Genomic DNA, 14,978 nt, shown 5'->3' with positions numbered 1-14,978 from the left:
GGGAAGGGCGCCGCCGTGTCGTTGAAGGTCTCCAGCAACAAGGTCCGCTCGTCGGCGGACAACAAGCTGACTTCGGACAGCTTGACGTCGCTGTCTTCGACGATCGCGTCCAGCAACCGACGAAAATATCCGACGTATCGCACGATGGTGTCTTCGTCGAAAAGTGCGAGCGAGAAATTGAGCGAGCCCACTATGCCTTCGGGCGATGCGCCCAGAGTCATCTCGAGATCGAATCGAACCTTACGATAGGGCGTGTCGACGAGCTCGCACGACACATTAGGGAGATGCATCCGGAACTCTGCCTGGTCCTGCCAAATCAACATCGTCTGGAACAGAGGCGAGCGATCCAGATGCCGCGACGGATTTACAGCCTCGACCACCTGCTCAAATGGTAGGTCTTGGTGATCCTGAGATTCCACCACCGTTTTTCTGACCCGATGCAGAAGCTCCCGCATAGAAGGGTCGCCGGAGGTATCGCTACGTAGTGCCAGCGTATTGACGAAGAGGCCCAGAAGGCCATGAGTATCGAGATGCCCGCGCCCGGAAACGGGGGTTCCCACGATAACGTCATCCAGATTGCTGAGGCGACTTAGAAGTGCATTCCAGGCTGTGAGAACGATCATGAAGGGCGTGGCGTTGCGCCCGCTTGCGAACCGAGCTAAGCGGTCAGAAAGCTGCTTCCCGAGTGCCAGCTTTAGGCAGCCGCCCTCGTACTCTTGGCGTGAAGGACGTGGGCGATCGGTCGGCAGGGTGCACAGTTCCGGGAGATCGGAAAGGCGATCTCTCCAATACTTCAGCTGAGCCGCGCCGTGACCTCCATCCAACCACTGCCGTTGCCAACTGGCATAACTTCCATATTCAATCGGCAGCACAGGCAAGTCATGGGATCGCCCTGCTACATTTGCGGAATAGAACAAGCCCAGCTCACGAACCAGAATGCCTAGGGACCAGCCATCAGAGATCAGATGATGCTGAGCGATCAGGAGAACATAGTGGGACGCGGATAGCTGCCAAAGCGTGACCCGGATAAGGGGCCCGTTGGCGAGATCGAATGGACGCTCCAGCTCCTCGGATAGCGCACTGTCTATATCACCTTCATTCATTCCGTACTCGCGTATTGCGAACGGCATTCCTGTTTCGGCCGGATGAAGATGAATCGAAGCCGTGCCTTCCCTCAACGGAAAAGACGCGCGTAGGGCAGCATGACGTTCCCAGATACAATCCAGAGCCCGGCGAAACAGTCGAATGTCGAGCGAACCGCTAAGCCGCGCAGCGTACGAGACCACATAGGCGGCTGATGCTGCGGTGTCGAACTGGGTGAGGAACCACATTCGGGACTGAGCAAACGACAGTTCGTCACCATCCTCTACCTCGGTAATGATCAACGATGACTTGCGCGAAGCCGAACCCTCCGCACGTCGGCGCTGCGCGGTCTGGCGAAGGCGCTCTAGGGTCGCTGTGTCGATGTCGTCGAGCGAGGGAGGGAATGGCTGAGTCATGGTGCCGTTCCTTCAATGGACTGCATGCCGATGACGTCCTCGGCGGAGAGTTCGTGGCCGAGCTCCTCCACGATGGATGCCATAAGGGTACGTCTGACGAACGCCTCCAACTGCGGGGCTTCGAAGAGCATCGACAGTGGCACCGACACGCCAAGCTCACTCTCCAGGCGACTACGCATGCGCAGCGCGACGAGCGAATGGCCGCCCAGCAAGAAGAAGTTGTCGGCTGCGCCGATGTTCGCCACTCCGAGACATTCTTCCCAGATACGGGCAACGGCCACTGTGAACTCGCCCTCAGGTTGTACATAAGGAGGCCGAGTCATTGTTCCACCCGATGCCGGGGGGAGGGCGCCGCGGTCAAGCTTTCCCTGAGCGGTGCGCGGTACGCGTTCTATGGATACGAATGCGGAAGGCACCAGGTGCGACGGTAGCCTAGACGCAAGATACGACGCGAGAGCTTCGTGCCAGTTGGTATCACTCCCTGGCCTTGGGCGGTTCGGGATGATGTATGCCACTAGCCGATTGTTTCCGGACCCGTCGTCCTGGCCAACGACCACGGCATCCAGCACATCCGGAGATGCGATCAGGCACGAAGCGACTTCGGACGGTTCAACACGGTACCCGCGGATCTTAATCTGATCGTCCTGGCGCCCAATGAACTCGATCCTACCCGTGGGGAGAATACGTCCAAGATCGCCAGTGTGATACATGCGGCTTCCTGGTTCCGTAGCGAACGGATCCGGACGGAACCGACTCGCGGTAAGTGAAGGTCGTTTGAGATAGCCACGACTTACCCCCGCACCGCCGACAACAATCTCGCCAATATCGCCACGCCTCACTGGATCGCCGAACTCATCAAGCAAGTAAATGCTGGCCCCATCAATGGCCATGCCGATGTGCAACGCCGGGTCGTCGTCGCGCAACACACCCGACGTGCATACCACCGTCGTCTCCGTCGGCCCATAGTTGTTCACCAAGATCAGGTGACTGGCCTGACTGGGAATACGTTTTATCGCGTCTCCACCGATGAGAAGGCTTCTTAGTCGTTCAGGCAGAGCCCCACCTTCAAGGGCCTCAACCGCCAGCGGCGTGACGAGGAACATTAGATCCACCTCTTGCTGGCCTATCCATGCAAGCAACTGATCGGGATTGCCTTGGTAAGCCGCCGGAGGCATGACAAGCGTGCCTCCATTCGCAAGACAGCCCCATATCTCCCAGATGCTCGCATCGAAGCCAACGGGTGCCATGGCGGCTACGCGCGTACCGGCGTGAATTCCGAACGTATGTCCATGCCACCGCGAGAGGTTTGCGAGGCCGCCATGTTCTACCATGACGCCCTTGGGTTTTCCGGTGGAGCCGGACGTATAAATAATGTAGGCGAGCTGCCTCACGGAAAGGGCGGTGCCTGGCTCCGCCATATCGACAAAAGCGTGGCCATTCCACGCGTCTATACCGATCATCATCACGGGCGTTGACACGCCCTTGAGTGCTGGCCTGCCCGCGTCGTCTACCAAGAGGACGACAGGGTTGGCATCGCTGAGCAAAAAATCGATTCGCTCCGCTGGATAGCCCGAATCAATGGGAAGGGACGTGCCACCGGCCTTCGCCACCGCAACCAGCGCGGTGGCGAACGCGACCGGGCTAGCGGTACAGATGCCCACCACGTACTCCGGGCGCAAACCTGCCTGCACCAAATGCGATGCCAGGCGATCAGCTTTCATATCCATTTCCGCATAAGTCAGAACCTCGCCATCGCTCTCGATGGCGATTGACTTCGGGTTCAACGAAGCATTCGCCTGGAACATGGCGTACGCCGTTAAAGCGGTTTCCGGCGGGCGGGTAGCAGGAGTACTTGGTACAGCGGAATCATCACCGTCGCCAGCAGGATGCACGACATTCTGAAGCGGTGCCTCGACGTCGTTGACGATCCCGAGGCAGCCTCGGATAAAATGCTGCATCCACGCGACAGCCGAGTTCTCGTCGAAACGGCTGACGTCCAGATCGATCCAGCACTGTGCTCCATCACCTGATGGTTCGCGCGACACATTGACGCTAAACGCGAAATTAGTGTGTTCAAAGCCGCTTGATGAGAGTATCCGCAGCTCAGACGCACTGTCGCTGCCTAGATCGTTGTAGGCATGAAAATGGGTGTAGTTGAAAACAATCTCCGAAAGCGGATTGCCTAAGTCCTTGGCGATCAACGCAGCCGGGTAGCGACGGTGCCGAAGCACCTCGTTAAGCGATGCGCACGCCGCATCGATGAGTTCGCGCCAAGTCCCACGGGTTGGCGACATAACCATGGGTAGGGCATTAAGAAAGAGCCCCAGAGCCCGCTCGCCCTGTTCTGTCTCGGGCCTACCGTGATGGACGACGCAAGCAGAAACACGATTCAGCCCGGTTACCATGGCCAGCGCTCGGAACTGGGCCGCCAGGAGGATGGCTCGGAACGGCACGCCTAGACGGGTCGCAACCGACTGCAGTTTGGGGGCCAGGTCAGCAAAAGCCGGCACGTCACATCGAATCCTAGTGCCGCCCGCCGTGGCGGGATGACTTCTCGGCAATTGCGGTGCTGGAAGATCCTGCAGTAGATGCCTAAAATAGTGACGGGAGACCTCGTCCTTGGCTGCAAGCTCCTCCATCCGGATGAAGTGCCGATACGTGTGATCCACCGGACCTTGACGAACTGTGCGGCCAGCCAAGTAGTCAGCGTAATCCATGTACAGGTCGCTTTTCAGGCAGGCGACGCTCCAGCCATCCAGTATCGAATGGTGAAAGCTGATCATACATTCGAACATCTCGTCCTCTCGCAAGAAGACGTGGAAAGCGAGAAGATCCTCCGACTGCCAATCGAACGTATGTCGCTTTCGCTGCTCCATCCATCCACGAACATGAGCGTCCTGCTCATCTTTCGGCAAAGAGCGAAGGTCATCGATGCCTAGCTGCACAGCGCGGGGTTTGCGCACGAACTGAATTGGTCTTTTACCGCCGAGCCTGAACCCGGTGCGCAAGAGAGGATTCTGGCGGAAGCGATTCTCGACCGATCGGAGAAACAAGTCCTCACGCCACGCGGCGCGGATGCAGTCGGACATGAGGTCGTGGTATATACCGTTGAAGTTCTCGATGTGGCTGTGGAAAATCATGCCTTCCTGAAGCAAGGACATCGGGTACGCGTCTTCGTAAAGCGTGGCGAACTCGTCCGCCTCATCGAGCGTCAACAGAGCGAACGGTCCAATGTCATCTGCGCCCGCCGGCCTTTCCTGCCGAACCACGTGGGCGGCCAACTCTTCGATTGTCTGGTACTCGTAGAGGTCTCGTAGTTCGAGCGAGATACCCCATGATCGTAGAAGAGCGATCAGCCGAATTGAAAGGATGGAATCACCGCCCAGACTGAAATAGTTGTCCTGGATGCCCACGCGCGCCTGCCGCAAAGCGACTGACCATGCCTCACAAAGACGTTCCTCGAGCTCATTTCTGGGCGGCGAAAATGTTCGATCCACTGCCTGAGTGCTGGGTAGAGGGAGCGCATCTAGGTCCACCTTCCCGTTGCTTGTGCGAGGCAGCACATCGAGTGCCACGATAAACGCTGGAACCATGTGTTCTGGTAGCCTTGCGATGGCAAATCGACGTAGCTCCTCAGACCACGCTCCATCTGGCACAGAGGGGCTTGTCTTATCGTTCCTGCGTCTTACGACATAGGCCACCAGCTGCATAGTGCCGGTGACGCTTCGCGTAGCGATGACGGTCGCGGCGGCAACTCCACTGGCCTGCATGAGAGCCGTCTCGACCTCGGCGGGTTCAATTCGGTATCCACGAACCTTCACCTGATGATCCGCACGTCCGAGATACTCTATGTCACCACCGGTACGAAGACGGGCAAGGTCCCCAGTACGGTAAAGCCGTTGTCCGGGAACCCAAGGATTATCGACGAAGCGTTCAGCGGTGAGCGCGTCGCGGTCGAAATAGCCCCGTGCCACACCGGCGCCGCCTACGTACATCTCGCCAGTCGCCCCAAATGGAAGCAACTCACCGCGAGAACCCAGAAGGTAAACCGAAAGATCGGGCAAAGGGCGACCGATTAGGCTGCCTTCGTCCCCTGATGCGTCCCGTCGCGTGAGTGGCCGATACGTCACATGAACGGTGGTTTCCGTGATGCCATACATGTTGATCATCCTCGGGTGATGATCGCCATGACGCGCCATCCACTCTCGGAGTGCACTCGCATTCAGCGACTCACCGCCGAAGATTACCAATCGCAGGGCGAGCGGCACCGAACTCTCCGCATCTATCTCGTCAAGAGCGGCAAAGGCCGTAGGGGTCTGGTTAAGTACGGTGACCCCTTCCCGGGCGAGCAGTGCATGGAACTTTTCGGGGGATCGCGCAACGGAGGGTGGCACTATGACGAGCCTGGCTCCGAAGGAGAGAGCACCCCATATCTCCCAAACCGAGAAATCGAAGGCATGGGTATGGAACATAGTCCACGTGTCTGTAAGAGCGAATTCAAACAACGGAGCCGTTGAAGAAAACAGTCTGCACGCATTCGCATGCTCTACGATAACGGCCTTGGGCGTTCCTGTGGATCCGGACGTGTAGATCAGATAGGCCGCATCTTTCGCGGCCACTCCACGCAGATCCGATGCCCGTGGGATCGTGTGTCCGTCAAAAAATCCATCGCGGTCAAGTACCACCACGGCGGGTAATGCATCGTTACTGATCGACGCTGGCTCTTCGTGACAAATCACCATTGCCGGATCGCAATCAGACAAGATGAAATGAATGCGATCGACCGGGTAGGTCGCGTCTACAGGAACGTATGCGGCACCTACCTTGAGGGTTGCCAGCATCGCCACTATCAGGGCGAAGTTTTTCTCCATCACAATGGCGACCCGTTGACCGGGACCGACGCCCTTCTCCGCTAGCAACCAAGCCAGGCGTGTGGCCCTATCATTGAGTTGGCCATAGGTGACCGTCACGCCGTCCATACACAGTGCAGGAGCGTCGGGCTTCGCCCTCGCGTGTCGCTCAAACGGATGATGCAAGCAACTCCCATCGTCGTAAGCGTCCACGATGGCCCTCGCCGATTCGAGTTGCGCCTCGCGCTCACTACGCGGGATAACATCTATCTCGCGCAAGGGGGCTTCAGCTTCTTGCAGCATCGCGCGAAGCGCTTCGATAAAATAGCCACGATGTCGAATGGCGGTCGCGCGGTCGAAAAGGCTTTCTAGAAAACGAAGGCTTCCGCCAATGGATCCGTTGCGATCGCGCAAGCTCAATTCGAGGTCGAACTTGCCCATGCGCGTCTCACACGTGAGAGGAATCGTCTCTACCCCGTCGAAACTGAGTTCCACCTCCTCATGATTTTGCCATGCAAACGCCACCTGGAAGAGCGGCATGTGCTCGATCGACCTTTGCGGGTTGACCATCTCGATGATCGTTCCGAGTGGAAGATCCTGATGCTGCTGAGCTTCGATGCATCGCCGCGTCATCCGGTGAATCAGCGTTGCGACGGAGGGATCGCCAGATAGGTCTGCGCGGAGCGGCAAAGTATTGACGAAATAGCCCACCATCGATTCCGTCGAAGGCTCACCACGGTTCGCAGCTGGTACGCCGATGACGATGTCCTCCTGACCCGACAACCGCGACAGCACTATCGCCCATGCGGTGAGCAGGATGGTAAAGACGGTCGTCGAGTGTGCGGCGCCAAATTTTCTAAGGGAAGCAGTCAACTCGGGGCCGAGATCTAGGTCCACAACATCAGCAGCGAACGACGGACGCAGCCTTCTGCGTCGGTCGGTGGGAAGAGCAAGACTCGTCGTCACCCCTTGCAGCGCACTGCGCCAGTAGGCGACCTCGGGGCTAAGGTGCTCAGATGTAAAGTGCTGACGCTGCCAATGCGCATAGTCGGCGTATTGCAGAGGCAAGGATGGCCGAGCGTCATCGAAACGCTCATCGGAATACAGTTCATTGAGCTCGCCAAGAAATATAGCGAGGGACCATCCATCTGACACGATGTGGTGATGCACGACCAGGAACTCGGTCAGCTCGTCGGTGACCTTTACGAGGATCGCGCGGACCGGTGCGACAGTCGAGAGATCAAACGGTGCGTGGGTTGAGCGCGACAACTGCTCATCGGCCCGGAGCATCGCATCAGGCATACCGCGGAAATCGAAAACTTCCAAGGGAAAACCGATATCTTTTGGTAGTTCGTCGATGACCACGCCGTGCTCGGTATCTCTGAATGTCGCACGGATCGAATCGTGACGGTTCCAGACGAAGTCCAGTGCCTTGCGGAGTGGGGCCTCCTGCAGATGACCCTTCAGACGAACTCGATAAGGAATGTGATAGGCAACGCTCAAAGCATCGTCTAGACGACTGAGAAACCAGAGCCGCTCTTGAGAGAACGAGGCCCGAAGTCGCCGTAAAGGCAGCTCCTGCTTCGCAAGAAGCGGCCGATCCCTGATCGGTTTGGCTTCGGCCACCTCGTGTCTGATGGATGCCGCCATCGAGGACAGACTCGGTGACTCGAACAGCGACGCCAACGGGAGATCGACACCGAAGCTCTCCCTTACTCTAGCGAGGAGTCGTACCGCATGCAGCGAATAACCTCCTGCCTCGAAGAATCGCTCGTGTCGACCTATCGAATCGCGTCGGAGCAACGATGCCCAGATTTGATGGAGCGCAACTTCTGTTTCCCCGACGGGAGCATGACTTTCAGGCGTTCGCGCTACCTCCATGGGAAGGTTTCTTCGGTCTACCTTGCCATTGGGCGTGAGAGGAATGCGATCCAGCACTATGTAGGCTTCCGGCACCGCATGTGAAGGAAGGCGCGCCTTTGCCCACTCGCGTAACAGATCCGGAAGGACGATTACATCGGCGAGAGGTTCCGCAACCACATAACAGGCAAGGTAAGTCCTGCCGTTCTCATGGCGCTGTGCGGCCGCAACACAGGATATAACTGCGTCATGGCGCAGGACGACTGCCTCAACCTCGCCCAACTCGACCCGCACTCCAGCGACCTTGACCTGAAAATCCATTCGACCCAGCAACTCAATCGTTCCATCCTGTCCATACTTGGCGAGATCGCCTGTCCGATAAAGTCGCTCGCCAGGCGAACTCGGCCAGGGATGCGGGATAAATCGGTCGGCCGTCAGAGCAGGGCGGTCGAAGTAGCCCGCTGCTACGCCCACGCCGCCTAAATGAAGCTCCCCCGGGACACCCACTGGGACGATGGCTAAGTCGTGACTGAGGATTAACGCGACTTGGTTGTCCATGGGGCGGCCGTAGGGGATGCTGCTCCACTCTGGAGAAACGTCGTCAACGGCATAGAAGGTCGAATCAATAGAGAGTTCAGTGGCACCGCCGGCGGTAGCGAAGGATGCATGCGGGAACGCTTTCCGCAAACGTCCTGGTTGGGTAAGCGGAACCCAGTCCCCACCTACCAACACCCTGCGGAGCGAATCGTTGCGATACGCGCTCTCGTCTGTGGACTCCAGCAATGCGTCCAGAAGGGCAGGTGCCGAATGCCAGAACGTCACGCCATGGATGCCTAGTAGTTCCAGCCAATGATCTGGATCCTTGCTACGAGAGGGGTCAGGCAACACGACGGCTCCACCAGCATGAAACATCGTGAAGATGTTGCAGACCGATATATCGAAGCTGAGCGAGGAAACACAGAGCACGCGATCTTGTGGAGAGAGCGACAGCCTGCGAACGTAGTCCGCGATATTGTTGACGCGTCCTAGGTGATCCAGCATCACGCCCTTGGGCTGACCTGACGAACCTGAGGTATAGATGACGTAGCAGAACGCATCGGAACCGACGGACACTCGCGGCGACGTTGATGGATGGGTGCGGAGCCGGAGCTCATCCATTTCGAGATCGACAACGGGAATGCCGTGGAGGGCCGCGGCGTGGATCGGCGCGTGCCAGATCATCAGTACCTTGATTCGGGCATCGTTGATCATAAAATCAACTCGTGCTTCCGGATAATCCGGATCGATCGGCACATAGGCCGCGCCGACCTTCATCACAGCAAGCATTGCTGTGATGGACTGAGCACCTTTTCTCGTACAGAGGCCCACACGATCGCCTCCGCAGACCCCAAGTCGGAGGAGCTCATGCGCCAACTGATTCGCTTCGCTATCGAGCTGCGCGTAGGTTAGTAAGCGCTCCGTAGTGATCAAGGCAACGGCATCAGGATGGCTTCCTGACCAGCGCTCGACCATCCCGTGCAGGGTAAGGTGTCGATCCAAGGGAGCCTCGACCGCGTTCCAGTCTCGCAATGCTCGGATAGCGTAGGGCCCGGAAACCACCGCCGCCTGCCACACACACGGCGCACCCGTAGTCATCGCCTCCACGACTAATCGCCATTGATCGATGATCTCTTTCGCTCGCCGGCCGTCCAAAAGCCGCTCATCAAAATCTATCGTTAGCGTAGCTTCTCGCTCGGACAAGATAACGCCCAGTTCGAACCCTGTCGCGATGAAAAATCCTTTCGGATTCGCGTTCGCGGTACTTTCTTCTACAAACCGAAGTGCAGAAGAAAACTCCCCATGCGCGCTGGCTTCGAGGAACGTTTCCGCAACTTCGTCCGTGTTTAATGACGCCAAAGACCGGGCAGCATAAAGTGACTGCTCGACGCTCATCAACCATTCGTCAGTCCTGGCTGAAGGGCTGACAGTAACCCGAACTAGAAGTTGCCTCTCCGTTCCGGCATCGTCCCCAGACCTGTCTTCCTTAGCAAGATAGACCACGTCATCCGAGCCAGCGAAGCCACCCAGTACTCGGGCCCATGCGGCGTGGAAAACGGTGCGGACTTCCAGTCGCGATGAACTGCAGTACTCACGAATACGCCCTACCATCCTGGCGTCGATCTCAATCTCGATTCGGCGTCGGGCAACGGCGTTGCCGTCCACTCGCCTTGGCTGAATAAGACACGTCAGCCCTTTTACCTCCCCAAGGCCTGAACCTTGAGGCGAATCGATGTCGTTAGGTGCATTCCGACCGACAGAAGAGTTCATAGAAGGCGCTCGTGGTCAACGCGATGCTGTTAGGAACAGAGGCAGCTCTAGGCAGTGACGTCTTGAGTCACGTCGTAGGGCATTGGGAAAGCGCGACAGAGTGAGGAAACCTCGCTGACGACTCGGTCTCGCAGGTCCTCGCTGAGGTAAACCTCACCGCCATTCAGCGGTCTGGCGTGGGAAAGAACGTCATCGATGAGCGAACTGCAGCGAAGCATTTCGGCAGCTTGCATCCCACGAAGCGAGACGGTGTTCGTGCCCAAACGGATTCCACTAGCGACCGTGGCACCCCTTCGGTCGCCGGGAATTTTATTTTTGTTGACGAGAATGTTGCAGCTCTCAAGAGCTCTGGACGCCATGTCGCCGGTTAGGTCGTTCGGAGCGTGAAACAGTACGAGGTGGTTGTCTGTCCCGCCGCCGACGAGCTGGTAGCCCCGCGCCTGTAGATCGTCGGCAAGTACACCAGCGTTTGATCTTATGCGCCGTGCGATGTCTCGGAAACCTGGCTCAAGTAACCGTCCCATGGCGCGTGCCTTCGCCGCGATGCTGTGCACTTCGGGTGAGCCCTGCATCAATGGAAAAACTGACGCCTGGACGCATTCAGAAAAAGTTCTCCCTTCCGTCCATGGGCTATCCGCATCACGGCCCATCAGCACGAGCCCACCCCTCGGACCGAACAACTGCTTGAATGTGCACGTGGTCGTAAAGTGCGCCGCATCGATCGAGCTGGGGTGTAACCCCGCCACGACCAATCCTGCGATATGTGTGATGTCCGCGAGTACCAGTGCGTCGACTTCGTCTGCGATTCGCCGAATGCGATCGAAATCAATCGTACGTGTGTAGGACGTCGTGCCGCAGATGATCAAACGAGGCCGGTTCTCCAACGCGAGACGTCGGATGCCGTCGTAGTCGATAAAGCCGTTGGCATCCAATCCATAGCCGATGGATCGAAACAACCGTCCACTGAGATTCGCTGCTGAGCCGTGGGTCAAATGTCCGCCCTGATCCAGGGCCATTCCCAAAATCGTATCCCCAGGGCTCAGAACAGCTTGCATGACGGCGTGGTTCGCGAAGCTAGCGCAATGCGGTTGCACGTTGACGTAGCGGGCGCCAAAAACACTCTTGGCTCTCTCTATTGCCAGTGTTTCGGCCTGGTCGACATATGTGCAGCCGGCGTGGTATCGCTTCCCGGGATATCCTTCGGCGGTAACGTTAACCATCGTGCTTGCCGACGCCACAAGCACCGACGGATCGGTTCCTCCACTTGAAGCTATTAGAGAAAGGGATTCCGACTGGCGGACATGCTCGCGCTCGAGTATCGCGAAGAGTTGGGGATCCTGTTCCTGAAGTTCGCTAATTCCTTTAGCAAGGTAACGCCCCATATGCGTCGCACTCATCAGTCCCTCCACATTTCAAGGTCGCGCAATTCGATAACCGCCGACTCACGGATGTGCGCTTCCGCGCCCCGATCTGCCGCCGACGAACGCTTGTCATTTTCAGGAAGTGCGAATTGATCTTGGCCGCATATCGACCCAGTGCACTTCGATATAATCAAGGCAGGCTTCTTTGGACCCTTGCACTCCTGCGATACGCCATCCGTCTGGAAGATCCCTGTGTGCAGGCCAGATCGAATACTGCTCCTCGTCGTTTGCAACGACGGCATAGACGGTTCCGGAAGCTTCTTGGCTCATATTTTCCCTCACGGCGTTGACTAATGAAGTGGGGTCAGCGCTCTATTGGCGTGACCGCTAAGAGTTCCGCGAATACATCCTTCCTTCGCAGTAAATGTGCGCTACTCCGCCCCACTCGATGGCACTCTGGACATTGGGGAAGAAGCCCGATCCGTTAAGATTGGCACTGGTATTGCACAGGAGCGGAATGCCGGTTATCTGGTAGTACGCCTCGAGCAATCGATAAATGTCGGGGTTCTCCGCTTCAGAAATCGTCTGAAGACGTGCCGTTCCATCGAGGTGACAGATGGCCGGCACTTTCGCTTTCCACTCGTCGCGCACATCGTGGTCGAACAACATGAAGGGGTCCGGCGAACCAGGCGCAAAGATGTCCGGAGCGTACTTTTCGAGGCAGATCGGTGCGACAGGACGGAATTGCTCACGTCGTTTTATGTCATTGAGGTGGGTCTTCATGCCAGCGTCGACCGCAGGTGCGAGAATACTGCGATTTCCGAGGGCTCGCGGACCAAGCTCGGCACGGCCGCCGAGGAAGACGACGGGTTCACCGCTCGATGCGAGGTGGCGCGCGAGTTCATCGAGGCTGCACTCGCGCGCACGCCAGGATGCATCGTGTACACACGAATCTGCAACAATTTTCGGCCCCGCGTAGACATTCCACGATAGTGAGTTGCCGCCTGCGCGAAACCACTCGCAGCATGCTGTGCCCAGGCCACTCCCTGAATCGTTTGGAAACGGTGGCACCCACACGCTGCTGAAGATCCCGCTTCCGCGAAGTGCACTATTCCACTTGATGTTCAGAGCGGCGCCACCGGTAAAGCAAAGACCCGCGTCAGCAAGGCCCGAAGCAAACTTCTTCCGCAAACCTTCGACCAATAGCTGCTCAAGGTAGACATGATTCGTCAGCAGCACGTCCGCATCGCTGTACCCGACGCGCTTAGCGTGATCGCGCACAGCACGGGCGTAGCGATGCTCGAAATGGTTGCTGATTTCAAGTTCGCGGGCGTGGATGTCAGCCAGATCGCGCAGAAGCTCGGGCTGGACATTGCCTTTGGCAATGTATGCCATAAGCTTGCCAGCGATCGAATAACCACCGAAGTAGCCCTCCATAGTCGCCTCCGCGCGCTCCCGATGCAGCTGATCCTCTGTGCGCTTGTACGGGCCGAAATAGTGGCCCATGATCGCGTATATCGTTCCCAGGAAGAAGAACAATTGGCCGTGGTTCGAAACCTTCCTTGCGACCGGATCCACGTGGTATAGCCGCGGATACTGCCCTCCATCCCAGACGAGGACGTAAGCCGGCTCGTTTGCAGATGCGAACGGGCTGCAACAGTAGGCGCCCATGATATGACCGGCTACGTGCTTATAACTGACGTAGGGAAGGGATTGTCCGTCAAGATACAAGCCGCCTTCAAATGAAGACATCTTCAGGATGTCATCCTGCGGTGTGGCTTCGTTGTACGTTGCGACGTGGAGCCGCGTATCTAACCCTCCAGCGGTGGCTCTAAGGACGGGAATCTCGTGCCAGTTTGCATTTGGACCATGCCAGCCGTCGATCACGAACCGGTCGATGTCCTCTACCTGCAAACCTTCTTCCCTTAATACGGCCTCGACTTGCGAAAGGTCTTCTATTTCACTGTATCGCTTATTGTTATCTCGCTTCTCTATCTCGTGAGAAAAACGGAGGACGCCGTCTTCTATAACAGCAACGGCTGCATCATGGGTAAGCTTGATGCCACATATGATCATATGACTTCCCTTTGCCGAAGCATGAAAAGTGCGGACTGAGTGCGTTTCGACGAGACTACTGCGAGGTCGCTACGGTCACGTGACCGATGATGGCAACGCTTATATGTGAACAGCCTTGCACTGCGCATCTTTGTTCTCTTCTCGGCCCCTTGATGCATTGGGCATGTGACCGAGCGATCCGCAGCGAGGGCTATCTTGGGCGACGCCATGATGGCAATCCGTTGATGTCGAACCTCGTGACCAACGCGAGACGCGCTGGCACGTTCACGTCACTCATAGTCCTAATTCGTACTCAAGAGCTTGCCCGTCCGCTTTCAATGACGTGCTACATATGTCGAGCAGTAACCATACCCGCACCGTTGGTATCGGTGCAAGACTCAGCACAACTGCAGATGTGCTTATTGCATCGCAAATTCTTTCAGACAGCATTGCCTGTTGTAGGTATCGTTCTCCTTTTGATGTAGGCGAAACCTTACAAGGATTTCCAAATTCTAGAGAATTCATCACGTTGAGATCATCGAGTTTTTCACGACGCAATCGATGTAGCGGGTCTCGTGAGTCCGCGATGTTTTTTGAGTATTACGTTTCCCGATAAGCACACCTCTCTGCAGTCGCGAGAGGGCGCTATGGGCTCGCAAGTGTGACGTGCGTCGCATAACGCGTGTCAGGCCGTGATGGCCAGTGTGCGAGATGCCTTCCATCGTTGCCGCGGCGAAACCGATGGCGTGCAAAGAGCGAAGGCGTATCGCACACAAATCTCGGCGCCTGAAAACCGTGCCCTACGCAGCAACCCTTCACGATGGCTTCCGCTGTGCTTCCGCTACGCCCGTCGTTGAGTGCCTTGGTCTCGAGCCGCCGTTCTTCGGATCGATGTGATCAAGACCACTGCGAAGGCGAGATCCGGCAATGGCTCGGCGGTTGTAGTCGACGACGCTCACCTTACGCCCGGACGTGGCCGAGGCGTCGGCGGTGAGCTTGTCGATGTTGCAACAAGACCAGTGCGGTCGCACAGACGCTTCACCGAT

At 57.4% G+C, this 14,978-nt stretch carries 5 protein-coding genes; all 5 read right to left on the bottom strand.

Annotated features, from left to right (window positions below; translation table 11 throughout):
• On the bottom strand, positions 1-1,499 hold a 1,499-nt coding region (locus tag QRN34_RS12860), incomplete at its 3' end, for a condensation domain-containing protein (protein ID WP_285404977.1).
• The gene (locus QRN34_RS12855) at positions 1,496-10,141 is read right to left on the bottom strand and encodes a non-ribosomal peptide synthetase (RefSeq protein WP_285404976.1); all 8,646 of its coding nucleotides are present in this window, start codon (positions 10,139-10,141) and stop codon (positions 1,496-1,498) included. The genes QRN34_RS12860 and QRN34_RS12855, both read right to left, overlap by 4 nt.
• A gap of 422 nt (positions 10,142-10,563) precedes the next feature.
• Positions 10,564-11,913 carry a serine hydroxymethyltransferase gene (gene glyA / locus QRN34_RS12850; protein WP_285404975.1) on the bottom strand — a complete coding sequence of 450 codons (1,350 nt, stop codon included), beginning with the start codon at positions 11,911-11,913 and terminating at the stop codon, positions 10,564-10,566.
• A 99-nt stretch (positions 11,914-12,012) separates the two neighbouring features.
• Positions 12,013-12,207 carry an MbtH family NRPS accessory protein gene (locus tag QRN34_RS12845; RefSeq protein WP_285404974.1) on the bottom strand — a complete coding sequence of 65 codons (195 nt, stop codon included), beginning with the start codon at positions 12,205-12,207 and terminating at the stop codon, positions 12,013-12,015.
• A 57-nt stretch (positions 12,208-12,264) separates the two neighbouring features.
• Positions 12,265-13,953, bottom strand: coding sequence for a carbamoyltransferase N-terminal domain-containing protein (locus QRN34_RS12840; RefSeq protein WP_285404972.1), 1,689 nt, complete (start codon positions 13,951-13,953; stop codon positions 12,265-12,267).
• Positions 13,954-14,978: the final 1,025 nt, after the last annotated feature.

The organism is Luteibacter sp. ME-Dv--P-043b (assembly GCF_030209605.1).
In the GTDB taxonomy this organism is placed as follows: Bacteria; Pseudomonadota; Gammaproteobacteria; order Xanthomonadales; family Rhodanobacteraceae; genus Luteibacter.
Note: the sequence above shows the minus strand (reverse complement) of the source record. Positions and strands in the feature narration are given on the sequence as shown.

Coding starts and splice junctions, on each gene's coding strand:
- QRN34_RS12845 (WP_285404974.1), bottom strand. CDS start 12,207: ATGAGCCAAGAAGCTTCCGGAACCGTCTATGCCGTCGTTGCAAACGAC.
- QRN34_RS12855 (WP_285404976.1), bottom strand. CDS start 10,141: ATGAGCGTCGAGCAGTCACTTTATGCTGCCCGGTCTTTGGCGTCATTA.
- QRN34_RS12840 (WP_285404972.1), bottom strand. CDS start 13,953: ATGATCATATGTGGCATCAAGCTTACCCATGATGCAGCCGTTGCTGTT.
- glyA (WP_285404975.1), bottom strand. CDS start 11,913: ATGAGTGCGACGCATATGGGGCGTTACCTTGCTAAAGGAATTAGCGAA.